A 16,817-nucleotide genomic window follows, 5' to 3' on the forward strand; every position below is an offset into this window, starting at 1 on the left:
CATGACCGCACGCATGGACAAACGCTTTGCCGAGCTGAAGGCTGAGGGCCGTCCGGCGCTCGTGACCTACTTCATGGGCGGCGATCCTGACTACGAAACCTCCCTCGGCATCATGAAGGCGCTGCCGGAAGCGGGTTCCGACATCATCGAGCTCGGCATGCCCTTTTCCGATCCGATGGCCGATGGTCCGGCGATCCAGCTGGCCGGCCAGCGTGCGCTGAAGGGCGGCCAGACGCTGAAGAAGACGCTGCAGTTGGCGACGGATTTCCGCAAGGTCGACGAGACGACGCCGATCGTCATGATGGGTTACTACAATCCGATCTACATCTACGGCGTCGAGAAGTTTCTGGACGATGCGCTCGCCGCCGGTATCGACGGCCTGATCGTCGTCGATCTGCCGCCCGAGATGGATGACGAACTCTGCATTCCGGCCATTCGCAAAGGCATCAACTTCATCCGCCTGGCGACTCCGACCACCGATGGAAAGCGCCTGCCCGCCGTGTTGAAGAACACGTCCGGCTTCGTCTACTACGTCTCCATGAACGGCATTACTGGTTCGGCACTGCCCGACCCTTCGCTGGTTTCGGGCGCCGTGGCGCGCATCAAGCAGCATACCGAACTGCCCGTCTGCGTCGGCTTCGGCGTCAAGACGGCGGAACATGCGAAGGTCATCGGTGGCTCTGCTGACGGCGTCGTCGTGGGCACCGCCATCGTCAATCAAGTCGCAACGAGCTTGACGAAAGACGGAAAGGCGACGGCCGACACGGTTCAGGCAGTCGCGACGCTGGTGCGCGGCCTCTCATCGGGAACGCGTTCGGCGCGCCTTGTTGCTGCCGAATAGTTTGCCCACATTGGCACGAGTCAGTTAGGAGAATTCGAGTTGAACTGGATCACCAACTACGTTCGCCCGCGGATCAATTCCATGCTGGGCCGTCGCGAAGTGCCGGAGAACCTCTGGATCAAGTGCCCGGAAACGGGCGAGATGGTCTTCCACAAGGACCTGGAAGGCAACAAGTGGGTGATCCCTGCTTCCGGTTATCACATGAAGATGCCGGCCAAAGCCCGGCTCGCCGATCTTTTCGACAACGGCGAATACGAATCTCTGCCGCAGCCGAAGGTTGCTCAGGACCCCCTGAAGTTCCGCGATTCCAAGAAATATATCGATCGCCTGCGCGACAGCCGCGCGAAGACCGAACAGGAGGACACGATCCTTGCCGGCCTCGGAAAGGTGAAGGGCCTGAAGCTCGTGGCCGTCGTGCACGAATTCAACTTCATCGGCGGTTCGCTCGGCATTGCTGCCGGCGAGGCGATCGTCAAGGCTTTCGAACGCGCGACTTCCGAAAAGTGCCCGCTGGTAATGTTCCCCGCTTCTGGCGGCGCGCGCATGCAGGAGGGCATCCTGTCGCTGATGCAGCTGCCGCGAACGACGGTCGCCGTCGATCTGCTCAAGGAATCCGGCCAGCCCTACGTCGTCGTTCTGACCAATCCGACAACCGGCGGCGTCACGGCCTCCTATGCCATGCTCGGCGATATTCACTTGGCCGAGCCCGGTGCTGAAATCGGCTTTGCCGGCAAGCGCGTGATTGAACAGACCCTGCGTGAGAAGCTGCCGGAAGGCTTCCAGACCTCCGAATACCTGCTGGAGCATGGTATGGTCGACATGGTCGTCAAACGTCACGACATTCCGGAAACGCTGGCGCGTATTCTGAAGATTCTGACGAAGAAGCCCGTCTCGGCAGCCAACGACGTGGCTGGCGGAGCGATCGCCTTGGCGGCGAGCGCCTGATACCGGGCAAACAGGCGGGGTGCGGAATTGATACCCAGAGGCCAAACGGCGGTGAGTGAGGCAGCGCACGAGATCGAAAAGCTCATGGGATTGCATCCCAAAGGGTTCGACCTGTCTCTCGATCGCATCACCCGTCTTCTCGACCAGCTCGGCAATCCGCACAGGAAACTGCCGCCGGTGATCCATGTCGCCGGTACCAACGGCAAGGGCTCGGTCACCGCTTTCTGCCGCGCCCTGCTCGAGGCCGGCGGCTACAGCGCCCATGTCCATACCTCGCCGCATCTCGTCAATTGGCACGAGCGTTATCGCATCGGTGTGGCGGGCGGGCGCGGGCAGCTTGTCGATGACGCCGTCCTTGCCGACGCCGTGCGCCGCGTGGCCGATGCCAATGCCGGACAGCATATCACCGTCTTCGAGATCCTGACGGCGGTCACCTTCATTCTGTTTTCCGAACATCCGGCCGATGCGGCGATCATCGAAGTCGGTCTCGGCGGCCGCTTCGACGCGACCAACGTCATTTCCGATCCGGCCGTGTCGGTGATCATGCCGATCTCGCTGGATCACCAGCCCTATCTCGGCGACCGGGTCGAGTTGATCGCGGCCGAAAAAGCCGGCATCATGAAGCCGGGATTGCCTGTTGTCATCGGTCACCAGGACTATGACGCCGCACTCGAAGTGCTGATGTCGACGGCAGAACGGCTGCGTTGCCCGAGCACCGTTTTTGGGCAGGATTTCATGGCGCATGAGGAATATGGCCGGCTCGTCTATCAGGACGAGTACGGGCTTGCCGACCTGCCGCTGCCGCGCCTTCCCGGCCGGCATCAATATGCGAATGCCGCCGCCGCCATCCGCGCCGTCAAGGCCGCGGGCTTCACCGTCACCGAGACGATGATGGAGAAGGCGATGAATACTGTGGAATGGCCGGGCCGGCTGCAGCGCCTCAGCGAGGGCCGGTTGCTGACGCATGCGCCCGCCGGCGCAGAGATTTGGGTCGATGGCGGGCATAATCCCGGGGCTGGCGAAGTGATCGCCGAAGCCATGGCCAATTTCGAGGAGCGCCAGCCGCGGCCGCTTTTCCTGATCATCGGCATGATCAACACGAAGGACCCGATCGGTTATTTCAAAGCCTTCACGGGCCTGGTCGAGAAGGTGTTCTGCGTGCCGATCCGCGGCAGCGACGCGATGATCGACCCGGTGATATTGTCGAATGCCGCCTATGATGCCGGCTTGGTCGCCGAACCGATGTCGACGGTCGGAGAGGCGCTGGAAGCGATAAAAGCTGCCCTCGACCCGGCAGCACTGCCGCCCCGCATCCTCGTCGGCGGCTCTCTCTATCTCGTCGGCGATGTGCTTGCCGACAACGGCACGCCCCCGAAATAAGCCGACAAAAAAGCCCGGTCGAAGCCGGGCTTTTCACGCAACATGAAAGCGATACCGATCAGGCGGCGTTCGAAATCCAATTCGAAAGAGCCGTCTTCGGCTTGGCGCCGACCGAGATATCGGCCACTTCCCCGCCCTTGAAGATCGCAAGCGTCGGAATGGAGCGCACGCCGAACTGGGCGGCGAGTTCCGGGTTTTCATCAATGTTGAGCTTGGCGACTTTCACCTTGCCTTCCATCTCGACGGAGATTTCCTCGAGGCTCGGAGCAATCATCTTGCACGGACCGCACCATTCAGCCCAGAAATCGACGACGACGGGTTCTGCGGATTCCAGAACTTCCGACTGGAAGTTATTGATATCGACTTTCACGGTAGCCATAGGCTGCTCCTTTGACGGAAAAAGATGTTGAACCACATGTGATGGTGCGGCGCCAAATTTTCAATGTTCGGTATTTCACTTTGTCTTGAGTCCTGCAAGCGCCAAACCGAGCGCCGCTTCGCTCAGAGTGTAGAGCGAAGCATTCTCGGTGTAGACGAGCATGCAGTCCACGCGTTTGCCGGGATAGAGCGGCGCCAGGATTTCACGGTAGATCGCGAGCTGAGCCTTATGTGCGAAAGGGATCGCCTCCTCGGTCGAAGGCGGCACCCGGTTGGTCTTGTAATCGAGAATGACGACACGATCGACGAGCACGGCAAGCCGGTCGATGCGGCCGGAAACGGCATAGCGCCTGCCGTCGAGGCTCAATGTACCCATGATCGAGACCTCGGGTCTCGCCTCTCGGCCGAGGACGGGCTGGAGTCCCTCGTCCTCCAATAGTTTCAGAACCGAATCAATGAGCCTGCGCCTTTCAACCTCCGGCCAGAACCGGGCCGCCCGTTCCGCATAGCGGTTCGCGGCATCTCGCCGTTCGCCGGCCGGAATGTCGGGAAGCGCCTGCAGCATGCGATGGATCAGCCTGCCCTTTTCCAGAGAACGATCGCTGCGTTCCTTCTCGCCGAACAAACGTGAAGCGACAAACAGGCTGCCTTCGTCTTCGTCGACGATCGTCCCGGCGCCGGAGGGGCTGAGGGGGCGGGGCAGCTCAGCCTGCGGCGGCAATGGCCGCAACAGGCCTTCCGGCAACGCCTCCTGCCTGTCGCGCGTCTCGTTGCGGTCGATACGCTCGAAGCTTCGCTCCACCCGCGGAACGCGCCATCGGATGCCCGGCCATTCTCCGTCTGGGCCGGAGAAGGTAGCCGCCTCGACATGCGGATGGCCTTGGCTGAGCGCGGTGGAAATCATCATGTGCCAGGTATCGTTATTCACGCGAACGCCACGGTAGCCGCAGACGACCAGCCGGTCGGCAGCCCGCGTCATGGCGACATAAAGCAGCCGGCGATACTCCTCTTCCGCCAGCATCTGGATACGTGCGGCATCGTTTTGCGTCAGTGAGTTGGCGAGGTCGGAGACGGGAACCCAGGCGGGCAGCGGCGGCTCGTCCGGATCTGTTTCGAGCAAGCGAAGCTTCGGCAGATGCGTATGCGTGAAGGCCTTCGAGCCGCCGTCGACGAGGAAGACGATTGGCGCTTCAAGACCTTTCGAGGCATGTACGGTCATGATTCTCACCTCGTTGCGCCCCTTGTCCTGCTCACGCTTCACCTCGGGCGCTTCGAGCTCCAGCGTTGAGATGAAGGATTGCAGTCCGGGAAGGCCGGAGCTCTCGTGATCGAGGGTAAAGGTGAGGAATTCGTCAAGGATATCGCTGACCTCGGTGCCGAGACGGGCAAGGAATTGCCGCCGTCCGCCATGGCTGCCCAGGACACGCGCATAGAAATCATGGAGCGACAGATGCCTCGACTGCCGAAGAAACAGCTCCAGCCTTCCGACGGCAGCACGGAAACGTTCGGTGCCGTCGGCCGCAAATCTTTTGAGATGGCTCCAGACGCTCTCGTTGTCGCCCCGCAGGCCGGCGATTGCAAAGATGTCGTCCTCGGAAAAATCGAAAAGCGGGCTCTTCAGCACGGCAGCGAGCGAAAGGTCGTCTTCCGGCAGAAGCAGGAAGCGGCCGAGTGCCAGCAGATCCTGCACGGCGATATGGCTGGTCAGCGTCAGTCTGTCGGCACCGGCGACGGGAATGTCGCCGCGGCGCTTCAAGGCGCGCGTTAACGCATTGACGAAGGCATCGCGCTTGCGCACGAGAACGAGGATATCGCCGGCTTCGATCAGCCGCTCCTTGCCTTTGTCGACGATCGTTTCATGGCCGACGAGCATGCCAATTGCATGGGCGATCCGCCGCGCGAGGATTGCAGCCGGCGCGCTTTCCGGTGTCGCATCGAAGGGCGCCGTCCAATCCTCTTCCTTCACTACCGCCTCGGGCGCGACCATTTCCCAGAGATCGACGGCGCCCGGATGCCCGATGCGGCTGGAACGATGCACGACCGGTTCGCCGACGGCGCTCAGACCCCGCGCATTGTCCGATGTCCTGAAGATCTGGTCGACGGCCTCGAGCACGTCGGCAGTCGAGCGGAAGGAGAGCGGCAGCCGCACCGAAGAAAAACTCTGCCCGCTGTCGGAGACACGCCGCCGCGTCCGGTCGCTCTCTTCGGAAAAACGCTCGGGCCGCGCCCCTTGAAAGGAGTAGATCGACTGCTTCTCGTCGCCGACGGCGAAGAGCGTGCGCACGGTCGGCCGGGCGCTCTCGCCGGAAAAGAAATCCTCGGCGAGCGACTGGATGACGCTCCATTGGATCGGGCTGGTATCCTGCGCCTCGTCGACGAGGATGTGATCGATTCCCCGGTCGAGTTTGTAATGAATCCAGGGACCGACGCCACTCTTCGTCAGCAGGTCGGCGGTGCGGGTGATCAAGTCCTCGAAATCGAGTTGGCTGCGCTGTTTCTTCAGTTCCTCATAGTCGTGATTCAGCCGACCGGCGAGCACGAGCGCGGCCCTCGTGGCGCCGTACATCCGCATCAGCTTCAGCCGATCGCGGCTTGCAGCGACATGCGCGCGGGCGGCGGCGATGGCGCTCGTCAATTGCGGCGCTTCCGCAAGCATGGCCTTGACCAGGAACTGCGAGTCCGACTTCGGCTCGCCCTTCGCCGTCAGGAAGATTTTCTCCAGCATTTCGGCGCGCCTGGCGTCATCGCGCTCCCGGCCGGCGAGCCTCAGGCCATAGGCAATTTCCTGCGCCTTGGCGCCACCCTTGTGGTCGGCAAGCGACAGATAAAGCTCCAGCATGCCACCCGAAAGCTCCGGCAACGGCCAATATTGGGCCGCGATCCGGCTTTCCGTATCTCCGGCAGCAAGGCCGAGCCTTTCGCGCAGAACCGCCTCGACGCCGCCCCGCCGCTCGGCAGCCGTGGTGAAGCGACGAATGGCGTTGCGGTTGGCAACGATGTCGGCGAGCAGGTTCTCAAGGCCGAATTCATCGCCAAGATTGAGTACATAAGCGAAAGCCTCGGCAAGGGTGCTGTCCTCCTCCGGTGCTGTTGCCGTCAGCAGCGCCCGGCGCGCATCGGAAAGCAGTGCCGCCGCCGCGCGATCGTCGAGGACCGAGAAATGTCCGGCAACATTGGCCTCCAGCGGGAATTGGTGCAGCAGCGCTTCGCAAAAGGCATGAATCGTCTGGATCTTCAATCCGCCCGGCGTTTCCAGCGCCTTCGCGAACAGCCGGCGCGCCTCGGCGAGTTTCAGCGCATCGGGCGCCGTACCCTCGATCTGCATGATCCGCCTGCTGAGATCTTCGTCGTCAAGCACCACCCAGTCCGCCAGCCGTTCGAAGACGCGATTCGACATTTCGGAGGCCGCGGCCTTGGTATAGGTCAGGCAGAGAATGGCGGAAGGCCGCGCGCCGGCAAGCAGGAGACGAATGACGCGCTGGGTCAGAACATGTGTCTTGCCGGAACCGGCATTGGCCGACACCCAGGCCGAGCGCTCGGGATCGGAGGCGATCGCCTGCTGGATCGTGGTCCAGCCGATCCACGCGCCCGGATCGTCGTCAGTCGGAAGAGCGGTTTGGTCACTCATCGCCGCCGCCTTCCTCAGTCTCAGCCGTCGACCATTCGGAGACACGGGCGAGATGATCGTAGTCGCCGCCGAAGTCAAACTGCTGCGCCGGAATGAGCCGTGAGGTAAAGCCCCTTTCACCGGACTGCAGCAAACTGACGAACTTGATCAGCTGGTCGACCGATTCTCCGGCAAGGTCCATCGCCGATTTCGCCTTATCGCTGCGGGCCGAGTTTTCGTTGTTCACCGTATCGACCTGGAACCGGGCTCCCGGACGGAGGCGGACATAGAGCAGATCCTGCGGCGCCAGACTGCCGGCATCCCGAAAGGCTCCGGCGCTCAAAGCCGCCGCTTCGAGCGCGAGCTGCGGATCGAGAAGCGCGCGTGCCTGTGCCGGTGAAGGATTGTAGCCGGTCTTGTAGTCGATAATGTCGGCCGCGCCCGGTCCTGTAATGTCGATCCGGTCCGCAACGCCGTTGAGCCGGATGTTGATTGTCTCCAGCTCCACGCCGCCGCGCACTTCAGTCAGCGTCCTGCGGATAGCGGGGCGTCGTCCGGCTTCCCATTCGAGGAAGGCACGGGCCACGTCGCGAAAGCGCGGGCGCCAGACGGCATCGATATGCGGCGGCAGCCTTTCCATGTCGAAAAGCTCGCTCAGGATCCGTTCCATTGCCGCTGAGGCCTCCGGCGTGCCGGCCGCATGGGCCTCGCGGATGAACCGGTCGATGATCTTGTGATAGAGAGTTCCGCGTTCGGCCGCTCCCGGCTCGCGATTGAACGCGTCGACCGGATCGAGCCGCAGGATGCGGCGGGCATAGATGGCATAGGGATCGCGGCGTAGCCGCCCGACCTCGCTGAAGGAATAGGATTTCGGCTGCAGCGCAAGCGGTGGTTTCGGAGAGGGTCGCTGCGCCGGTGACTGGGCCTCTCCCCGATCGATGAGGCCGGCCCATTGCAGGTACCGGTTACCGCGCTCCCTCAAGGCCGCTTCAAATGCCTCTCCGCCCAGCGCCAGCAGCCGCTGCAGCCAGCGTGAGGCGACTGTCGGCGTCGAACCTTGGCGCAGTGCTCTCGAATAAATCAGGTGGCGGGTGCCGTTCGCCATCTCGAAGTCATGCGCCAGCTGACCGATGCGCCGCTCCGGCGGTTCGAGTCCAATCTCCGTCTTCATCATCCGCGGAATGAAGGGATTGTTGGCGCTCTGCCCTGGCCAGGAGCCTTCGTTCAGGCCTCCGAGAATCAGTGTGTCGACGCTCTGCAGACGGGCTTCCAGCGTGCCGAAGATGAAGAGGCGGGGATGGCTGAGCGCCCGTGGCTTCACCGCATGGCCGGCGGCGAGTGCGGCCATGATGTCGATCCACTGCGGCCCGTCGGCCTCCATCTGGCCATCCGTATCGATGACTTCGCCAAGGAGCGAGGCAAGGGCGTCGCCTGCTTCATGTGACCAGAGATCGGCAAGATTGCCTTCCGGATCTGCCGCGACCGCTTCGAGCGAACGGCCGGTCCGCTCCGCCCATTCGGATAGCGTGAAACGTGCCGTCTTGCCGCGATCTTCCGGCCGGCGCCGGATTAGCGCGGAAGCGAGAGGCTCGGTTGCGCGGGTAACCCGCCGGGCGAGCTCGGATGCGGCATTGGCGGCCTCGGCTGGAAGCGCCGTTCGCCATTCCGGCGCGTGTCGGTCGAGAGCCTGCTCGCCGAGTTGATGGGTCAGGAGCAACTCCAGCGCACTGATATCCACCTCCGACACGCCGCCGCGCAGCGCCAGCAGTTCGAGCGCTTCGGTCGCGGAAATCAGGGCGTCGCGTTCGAGGCCGAAGCGCGCCAGCGGATGCTTGAGCAGTGACACGATCGCCACCGGATCACCCGGCCGCAGCGTCGCCTCCAACAGCAGTTGCAGCAAGGTGCCTTGCGGCGTGGCGGAAAGTGGCGTGCCGGCCGAATCGTCGGCCAGGATGCCGAAGCGGGAAAGTTCCGCCATCACCCGACGGGCGAGGTTGCGGTCCGGCGTGATCAGCGCGGCCCGGCTTTCGCCATCCTGAACCGGCCTTTCCAGCGCCAGCCTGAGCGCTATGGCGATCGCGGTTGCTTCCTCACGTTCATTGGCGGCTTCGATCAGCGAAACATCGCCGAAGGCGGAAGTCAGCGCGCCCCCCGGCAGCTCGCCCTTCCATGCCCCCCAGTCGCTGGTCGCTTCCGCCGGGGCGAGCGCGCGCGACAGGATTTCGGCGCGCCGATCGAGATCGGCCTCCGGCCTGTCAAGGAGCATGATATCGGCCCGGCTCAGTCTGAGCCTCTTCAGCAGCGTTGACAGGCCATATTGCGGATGGCTCCGGCTGGCCGGATTGGCATGCTGGCCGGGCGCCGGTTCCGGCGCGACCATTTGCCAATGCCTTTCCGGCATGGAGAGATCGAGGCCTGGGAGCACGATCACGCCTTCGGAGAGATTGGCGACGGCAGCGATGAGGTCGGCAGTCGCAGGAACCGAACCTGTCGAACCGGCGATGATGATCGGCCCGCTGGGTTTCGTCGCCGAAATTCTGGCTGCCTCGGCCCTAAGAATGGCGTTTCTGTGTCGGGCCGGGGAAGACCTTCCGAGTTCGGAAAGCCGCTCCGGCCAGAAAGCGCTGGCGATCTGCAGGAACTCTGCCGTCAGCTGCCACCAGGCGGCATAGTCGCCGGTGTCTAGTTTGGCCAGTTCCGACCAGTCGAGATCCTCGGTTTCGATGGAATCGATCAGTTCCGCGAGGTTGCGGGCGAGCCAGATAGCATCCGCCGGGCTTGCCGGCGCAACGAGCGGTGATTCCGAATGAATATCACGGACGATCTCCGGCAGTTTGTTTCGCCAGGCAAGGATAAGGCGCGCCAGTTCCAGCAGCCGGGAGGTATTCGACAGCGGCTGGGCGAGATCGATGGTTGCCGGCAGCGCCTCTTCGAAATATCCGCTGTCATCATCGGTTTCGCCGAGAGGACGGATCACCGGCAGGATTGCCGAGCGGCCGCCAAGCAGATCGACGAATTCCGAGCGCAGCACGCGTACGGCGCGGCGGGTCGGCAGATAGATGGTTACCTTGGCGAGCGACAGGGGATCATCGGCCTCATGCCGGAAAAGCGGCGTCAGCCGGCCGTCGCAAAGAGCCACTGCCAGGGTTTTCAGGAAAGGAAGGCCCGCCGGGATCGTCAGGATGCGTGGCTGGTGCCGCTCCGCCATGATCTCACGCGAACGCCCGCAGTCGACGGATCGTTTCCTCCGCTTCGCCGATTGCCTCTGGCGTTCCCACAGTCAGCCAATGGCCTTCGAGCACGATGCCGAACAATCGTCGGCGCGCGATCGCCTCGTCGAAATAGATATTGAGGTTGAAGGCATCTTTCGGCGCATCATCAAACAGCGCCGGGTTCATGGCAATCGCCCCGGCGTAGACGACGGGATTGGACGTATCGTCGCGATAACGCGTCAGCCGGCCATCTGCAGCGAGGCTGAAATCGTTCTTGCCGTTATGGCCTGTGGTATTCTCGATCTCGACACAGAGCAGCGCCATGTCCATCCGTTCAGCGTCGAAGAATCCGCCTAATCTCTGAAGGTTGGTCGGCTGGCCCGGCTGTTCGCCGATCCAGAAGAGATCGGCGTTCATAACGAAGAGATTGTCGCGGTCGAGCAGCTTCAGCCCCTTCGCCAGCCCGCCGCCGGAATTCATCAGCCCGTCCCGCTCGTCTGATATGATGATATCGAGGCCGCGATATTTCCCGAGATGGTCGATCATCTGCTCGGCGTGATGATGAACGTTGACGACGGCCCGCTCGACGCCGGCCGAAACGAGCGCATCGAGCGTATAATCGATCATCGGCTTGCCGTCGACCCTCACCAGCGGCTTCGGAATCGTCTCAGTGATCGGGCGCATGCGGGTCCCGAGACCCGCGGCCAGTACCATGGCTTGTCTGATGGTCATCTTGATCCGGAACTTATGATTCGCTCTGGCCTATTCCAGCCCTTGCGCACCAATCGCGCAAGGGGGCGAGCGCCTCATGCTCGAGCGCGACGTTCAGATAGGTGAGCGTGCGTGGCATATGTTTGAGATAGCCGGGCTTGCCGTCCCGCTGCAGCAGCCGCACCCAGAGACCGGCAAGCTTGCAATTGCGCTGCGCCGACATGATCGCCCATGCTTTCAGGAATCCGGCTTCGTCGAAGCCGCCCTGGGCATGGCGAAGCGCCAGATAATCATCCATCAGCTGCCGGAAAAGCTGCGGCTCGATCGTGACGCGGGCGTCCTGAACGATGGAGGCAAGGTCATAGGCTGTAGGGCCGATCATCGCGTCCTGGAAGTCGATCAGGCCGACCTTTTTGATGCCTCTCTCCTGCGGCCGCCAGATGATGTTCGGTGAATGGAAATCGCGCAGCAGCAGGTTCTTTTCGGCCGCCGCCAGCTCATCGATCAGCGCGTCCCAGATCGCCAGATATTCCTTGCGCTCGCTGTCCGACGGTGCGCTGCCGCGCCTCCAGGCAATGTGCCAGTCGAGCACAAGCTGCACTTCCATCCTCATCGCCGTGCGATCGAAATCAGGTATGTGATGTGTATGGGTAGCGGAGACCGGTATGTCCTGCGGAAACGGCAAGGAATGAAGATGGGCAAGACAGGCGACGCTTTGCCGGTAACGCTCAGCGATCGGCCGCCCCTCGTCGTCGAGCACCCCTTCGGTGCCGAGATCCTCGATCAAGAGGATGCCCTGCGCATAATCGACCTTGTAAATCTCCGGCGCCGCAAAACCCCGTTCTCGCAGCGCATCGGCAATGGCAACAAAGGGATAGGCGTCCTGTGCCAGATGCGCAACCTTAGGATAGGGCTTGCCGTCATGGACCGGCGGTCCCTCGGGATGCGGCCGCCAGTCCATCAGGATGGTACGGCGCTCGGCGTTCTCGCGATAGATCGCCTCGTAGGCGCGCAATGAGGCATCGCCGGTCAGGAAGCGACGTTTGGCATCGGAATAGCCGGCGTCTTCAAGGAAATTGCGGATCGCCAGTACGCGGCGGATGCGCAAGGCCTGTGCGCCTGCGGCGCTGATCGTCGCCCGGCGGCCGTTGCCTTCATGCGTCAGCGTCAAGGCGATGCGTTCCCCAGGCAATTCGCTCGCGGCCATTTCCGGCCATTCGACGAGACAGATGCCGTTCTGCAGGGCTTCGTCGAAACCGAGCTCCGTCAATTCGGCGGGGTCGCCGAGCCGATAGAGATCAAAGTGCGACACCGGGATACGCAGATCGTAGGATTGCACCAGCGTAAAGGTCGGGCTCGGGACTTCGAGCCCTTCGTCATCGGCAATGGCACGCAGGATCGCACGGGCGAGCGAGGATTTGCCGGCGCCGAGATCGCCTGACAGGGCAAGACAATCGCCGGCCTTCAAGGCCAGCGCCAGGTCCTCGCCGAGGCGAAGCGTGGCCGCCTCGTTTTCCAGGAAAAGCGAGATCGTATCAGCGGTCGTCATTCGGCGGCGGCGGAATGCGGTATGTTGACCGAGGGGATACGGCAGACCACTGTCGTACCCTTGCCCGGCTCGCTGTCGATCGTCACGTCGCCATGATGCAGGCTGACGAAACTGTCGACGATCGAGAGGCCGAGGCCGGCACCGCCGCGTTTGCCGCTCTTTGCCCCCGTTGCAAACCGGTCGAAAACGGTCGCGATCATGTCGGGGGAAATGCCGGGGCCGTGATCGCGGACGGAGAACACGAAATCCGTGCCTTCGCGATGGCATTCCAGAGAAATCGAGGTGCCTTCCGGCGAAAAATTCGCTGCATTGGCAAGAAGCTTCAGAAGGATCTGCTTCAGCCGCTGCGGATCGGCGATGATGGTGCCGAGATAGGCGGGGGCGGTGATTTCGAGCGCGACGCCGCTTTCCTGCAGCCGGTCGGCGATCTGCATCGAGACGTCGTCGAGCAAATCGTTGAGATCAATCTCGGCATAATTGAGCCGCATGATACCGGCATCGACGGTCGCAAGGTCGAGAATATCGTTGACGAGCGTCAAGAGAACCGAGGACGAGGTCGAGATGTGGTCGATATACTCAGCCTGCCGTTCGTTCAGCGGCCCGACGCCCGGCGTGCGCAGGAGGTCGGTGAAGCCGATGATATTCGTCAGCGGTGAGCGAAGCTCATAGGAAACATGCTGGACGAAGTCGTTCTTCAGCTCATCGGCCTTGCGCAGCGCCTCGTTCTTTTCGGTCAGCGCCCGCTCTGCCCGTACGCTGTCCGTCATGTTGACGAAGGTCAGCATGGTCTGCGCGTTCGGCAGCGGGATGACGGCGTAATCGAGCACTAGGCCTGAGAAGAGTTCCAGCGTTCCCTGGCTCGAGCGGCGCTCGTCGTCGAAGCTGGTGATCAGTTCGGCGAAAGTCTTCCAGCCGTCCGGCCGGTCATAGGACGGCGCGCAGGCCTCGCCCAGCGCACGGATATGGGTGCCGGGCTTGGCTTCGGTTTCCGTAATCCCCCAGAGTGCGCGGAAGGCTGGATTCGACAGGCGGATACGTCCATCGGGCCCGAATACCGCCACCCCTTCGGAAAGATGATCGATCGTTTCGCCCTGTACCTTGACCAGCGTGTTGTAGCGTGTTTCGAGATCCACCTGTTCGGTCAGATTTTCGAAAACCCAGGTGGCGCCGCCCTGCGGATGGGCGGTGGCGAAGACGCGCAGCGTCTGTCCGTTGGGCAGGTGCCAGAGGTCCGATTGCGTGTCGAGTGCGCGATAGACGGAAAGAGCGGCTTCCTTCCAGCTTTTCCAGTTGAGCTGGTCCGGCAGCTTCTTGGCTGCCCGCAGCCGCTCGAGCAGTTCGCTATTGTCGGGACGGCCCTCAAGGAAGGCGATATCAAGTTCCCAGAGCGCGACGAAGGCCTGGTTGTAGAATTGCAGCCGGCGCTCGCCGTCGAAGATGGCGACGGGTGTCGCGAGATGGTCAAGCGTTTCAGCATGGCTTTTCAGCGTCCGCTCCAGCTCGGCCCGCACCGCCTCTATGTCTGACACGTCGATCGCAATCCCGGCAGAGCCGCCGGGGACCTTGACGTCGACGACGTCGAAGAATGTGCGATTGCCGCGCACGACGGTCGAGATCTTGTCGTGGAAGGGCGATTCCGGCGTCGTCGTCGCGCGGATGCGCTCGCGCGCCACGGTCGTCAGCATCTCGCGGCCTTCATTGATCGCCTGCTGCGGCGAGCGCGCCTCGACTGCGTCGCCATAAGCCTGGTTGACCCAGGTGAGGCGCCCCGCCGGGTCGCGCTGCCACGCCGGCATGTCGATCGCGTCGAGCATGGTCTGGAAGGCCGAGATCGACGTCATCAGCCGGTCGCGCTCGATCCTGAGTTCGGCAAGCTCGGCGCGCAAATTGTTGAGCGCCACGAAACGGACGAAGGCGCGTCCGCCGGAAACCCGCCCCTGCGCCTCGAGGATTTCATCACGGATGGTCTCGACCACCATATCGAAGCTCTGCGCCGCCTCGCGCAGCCGGTCGATCGCCTTTTCAAGCTCCGAGGCCGAGTGTGACTTCAGCCAGAGGCCGAAGGCCAGGAATTCGCCGTCCTGCGGTGCGCCCGTCTCAGGCGGGAGCTGGCCAAGCAGTTCCGGGCGCGAATTGCCGTCCCAGATGACGATGCGCCGGTTCTTGTCGGCGATCAGCGCCTGATATTGCGAAATGCGCTGCTGGGCATCGGAGAGCGCCGAGCGGATTTCCCGGCTCTCGTTTTCCAGATTGCCGCGCTGGCGCACGAGCCACAGCGTTGAAAGCAGCGCCGCCGAAATGACGCCGATGACAACGGAAACGCCGACGACCTGTGTGGAGGTGAAGAGGTGAGCCGAGGCCGCCGCCTGCTGCTCGCTTTGTGCCAGAACTGGCCGCGCCAGTACGGCAAGCGCCGTGCCCGCCGCGCAAATCTTCAGGAAGCGCGCCAATGATCCGTGCTCTTGCTTCGCGGCCTCGTGTGCCGTGGCAGATTTAAATCCCTTGCCTGCCATGAACGGACGGGGAGTGCGAGCACCATCGTCCGCCTGACCGGTCAGGCTGTTTTTCACTTCCGACATCCGCGGTATGTCTCCGTCTTTCAATGTGCCGCATTACGACAAGACATCCCATTTTCGGAGCGGTCGGACGGGGTCCGGCGCCACGAATCAAGTCTCAAAACAATACTTCGGAAGGGAATCGGCGGGAAGGGAGCGGCCAAAAAATAAGCCGCGACATTTGTCAATGCCGCGGCTTCTACATCTTGTGGATATCGATGAGCCTATCAATATCTGTAGTGGTCGGACTTGAACGGGCCCTGCGGCTTCACGCCAATATAGGCAGCCTGCTCTTCGCTGAGCTGGGTAAGCTTCACACCGAGCTTGTCGAGGTGAAGGCGGGCGACCTTCTCATCGAGATGCTTCGGCAGGATGTACACCTTGTTCTCGTACTGGCCGGGCTTGGTGAAGAGCTCGATTTGAGCCAGCGTCTGGTTGGTGAAGGAAGCCGACATTACAAAGGACGGATGGCCCGTCGCATTGCCGAGGTTGAGCAGACGGCCTTCGGAGAGAAGGATGATGCGGTTGCCCTTGGGGAACTCGATCAGGTCGACCTGCGGCTTGACGTTGGTCCACTTGAGGTTACGCAGCGCGGCGACCTCGATTTCATTGTCGAAATGGCCGATATTGCCGACGATCGCCATGTCCTTCATCTGCCGCATGTGGTCGATGCGGATGACGTCCTTGTTGCCCGTCGTGGTGATGAAGATGTCGGCCGAGGAAACGACGTCTTCGAGCAGGACGACTTCATAACCGTCCATGGCGGCCTGCAGAGCGCAGATCGGATCGGCTTCCGTGACCTTTACGCGGGCGCCGGCGCCGGAAAGCGAGGCAGCGGAACCCTTGCCGACATCACCGTAACCGCAGACGACGGCGACCTTGCCGGCCATCATTACGTCCGTGCCGCGGCGGATGCCGTCGACCAGCGATTCCTTGCAGCCATACTTGTTGTCGAACTTCGACTTGGTGACGGAGTCGTTGACGTTGATCGCGGGGAAGGGCAGCAGGCCCTTCTGGCTCAGCTGATAGAGGCGGTTGACGCCCGTCGTTGTTTCCTCGGTGACGCCCTTGATCGCGTCGCGCTGCTTGGTGAACCAGCCCGGAGAAGCGGCGAGGCGCTTCTTGATCTGTGCGAAGAGGATTTCTTCCTCCTCGGAATGCGGATGGGAGAGCACATCCTCGCCGGCCTCGGCGCGGGCGCCGAGCAGGATGTACATGGTGGCGTCGCCGCCATCATCGAGAATCATGTTGGAGAGGCCGCCATCCGCCCACTGGAAGATCTTGTCGGTATAGACCCAGTAGTCTTCGAGCGACTCGCCCTTGATGGCGAAAACCGGAACGCCGGCAGCGGCGATTGCGGCAGCGGCATGATCCTGCGTCGAGAAGATGTTGCAGGAAGCCCAGCGGACTTCGGCGCCGAGCGCCACCAGCGTTTCGATCAGGACGGCCGTCTGGATGGTCATGTGCAGCGAACCGGTAATGCGCGCGCCTTTCAGCGGCTTTGCCTCGCCGAACTCCGCGCGGCAGGACATCAGTCCAGGCATTTCGGTTTCGGCGATGGTAATTTCCTTGCGGCCGAAATCCGCAAGCCCGATATCGGCGACGACATAATCTTTTTCAGTGCTCATAGAGGTCTCCA

General features: G+C 62.4%; 10 protein-coding genes. 3 read left to right on the forward strand and 7 right to left on the reverse strand.

Annotated features, from left to right (window positions below; all coding sequences use genetic code 11):
• Position 1 precedes the first annotated feature (1 nt).
• From trpA to J2J98_RS00120, 3 genes are read left to right on the forward strand one after another with little or no spacing between them, the layout of a single operon-like run.
• Positions 2-841, forward strand: coding sequence for a tryptophan synthase subunit alpha (gene trpA, locus J2J98_RS00110; RefSeq protein ID WP_138396295.1), 840 nt, complete (start codon positions 2-4; stop codon positions 839-841).
• Between the two features lie 39 nt (positions 842-880).
• The gene (accD, locus tag J2J98_RS00115) at positions 881-1,786 is read left to right on the forward strand and encodes an acetyl-CoA carboxylase, carboxyltransferase subunit beta (protein WP_064708179.1); all 906 of its coding nucleotides are present in this window, start codon (positions 881-883) and stop codon (positions 1,784-1,786) included.
• A 27-nt stretch (positions 1,787-1,813) separates the two neighbouring features.
• Positions 1,814-3,166 (forward strand): bifunctional folylpolyglutamate synthase/dihydrofolate synthase, encoded by a 1,353-nt coding sequence (locus tag J2J98_RS00120; RefSeq protein WP_171049292.1) that lies wholly within the window; start codon positions 1,814-1,816, stop codon positions 3,164-3,166.
• A 58-nt stretch (positions 3,167-3,224) separates the two neighbouring features.
• Here J2J98_RS00120 and trxA read toward each other — a convergent pair whose 3' ends face one another.
• The 7 genes from trxA to ahcY all read right to left on the reverse strand — a co-directional run bounded on the left by trxA (position 3,225) and on the right by ahcY (position 16,806).
• Positions 3,225-3,545, reverse strand: a complete 321-nt coding sequence (gene trxA / locus J2J98_RS00125) for a thioredoxin (protein WP_004672616.1) — start codon at positions 3,543-3,545, stop codon at positions 3,225-3,227.
• Between the two features lie 75 nt (positions 3,546-3,620).
• Positions 3,621-7,172 (reverse strand): double-strand break repair helicase AddA, encoded by a 3,552-nt coding sequence (addA, locus tag J2J98_RS00130; protein WP_207602024.1) that lies wholly within the window; start codon positions 7,170-7,172, stop codon positions 3,621-3,623.
• The gene (gene addB, locus J2J98_RS00135) at positions 7,165-10,359 is read right to left on the reverse strand and encodes a double-strand break repair protein AddB (protein ID WP_207602025.1); all 3,195 of its coding nucleotides are present in this window, start codon (positions 10,357-10,359) and stop codon (positions 7,165-7,167) included. The genes addA and addB overlap by 8 nt, the downstream gene beginning before the upstream one ends.
• A 4-nt stretch (positions 10,360-10,363) precedes the next feature.
• Entirely contained in the window at positions 10,364-11,095 is a 732-nt protein-coding gene (locus J2J98_RS00140) for a nucleotidyltransferase family protein (protein ID WP_207602026.1), read from the reverse strand.
• 13 nt (positions 11,096-11,108) lie between these two features.
• Positions 11,109-12,623, reverse strand: a complete 1,515-nt coding sequence (gene tsaE, locus J2J98_RS00145; protein ID WP_207602027.1) for a tRNA (adenosine(37)-N6)-threonylcarbamoyltransferase complex ATPase subunit type 1 TsaE — start codon at positions 12,621-12,623, stop codon at positions 11,109-11,111.
• The gene (locus tag J2J98_RS00150; protein ID WP_207602028.1) at positions 12,620-15,202 is read right to left on the reverse strand and encodes a sensor histidine kinase; all 2,583 of its coding nucleotides are present in this window, start codon (positions 15,200-15,202) and stop codon (positions 12,620-12,622) included. Before J2J98_RS00150 ends, tsaE begins: the two co-directional genes overlap by 4 nt.
• A 203-nt stretch (positions 15,203-15,405) precedes the next feature.
• Positions 15,406-16,806: an adenosylhomocysteinase gene (gene ahcY / locus J2J98_RS00155; protein ID WP_064696368.1), complete on the reverse strand. Its 1,401-nt coding sequence runs from the start codon at positions 16,804-16,806 to the stop codon at positions 15,406-15,408.
• Positions 16,807-16,817 lie beyond the last annotated feature (11 nt).

This window comes from Rhizobium bangladeshense (assembly GCF_017357245.1).
Taxonomy (GTDB): domain Bacteria; phylum Pseudomonadota; class Alphaproteobacteria; order Rhizobiales; family Rhizobiaceae; genus Rhizobium; species Rhizobium bangladeshense.

Coding starts and splice junctions, on each gene's coding strand:
- addB (WP_207602025.1), bottom strand. CDS start 10,359: ATGGCGGAGCGGCACCAGCCACGCATCCTGACGATCCCGGCGGGCCTT.
- trxA (WP_004672616.1), bottom strand. CDS start 3,545: ATGGCTACCGTGAAAGTCGATATCAATAACTTCCAGTCGGAAGTTCTG.
- tsaE (WP_207602027.1), bottom strand. CDS start 12,623: ATGACGACCGCTGATACGATCTCGCTTTTCCTGGAAAACGAGGCGGCC.
- ahcY (WP_064696368.1), bottom strand. CDS start 16,806: ATGAGCACTGAAAAAGATTATGTCGTCGCCGATATCGGGCTTGCGGAT.
- J2J98_RS00150 (WP_207602028.1), bottom strand. CDS start 15,202: ATGTCGGAAGTGAAAAACAGCCTGACCGGTCAGGCGGACGATGGTGCT.
- J2J98_RS00140 (WP_207602026.1), bottom strand. CDS start 11,095: ATGACCATCAGACAAGCCATGGTACTGGCCGCGGGTCTCGGGACCCGC.
- addA (WP_207602024.1), bottom strand. CDS start 7,172: ATGAGTGACCAAACCGCTCTTCCGACTGACGACGATCCGGGCGCGTGG.
- trpA (WP_138396295.1), top strand. CDS start 2: ATGACCGCACGCATGGACAAACGCTTTGCCGAGCTGAAGGCTGAGGGC.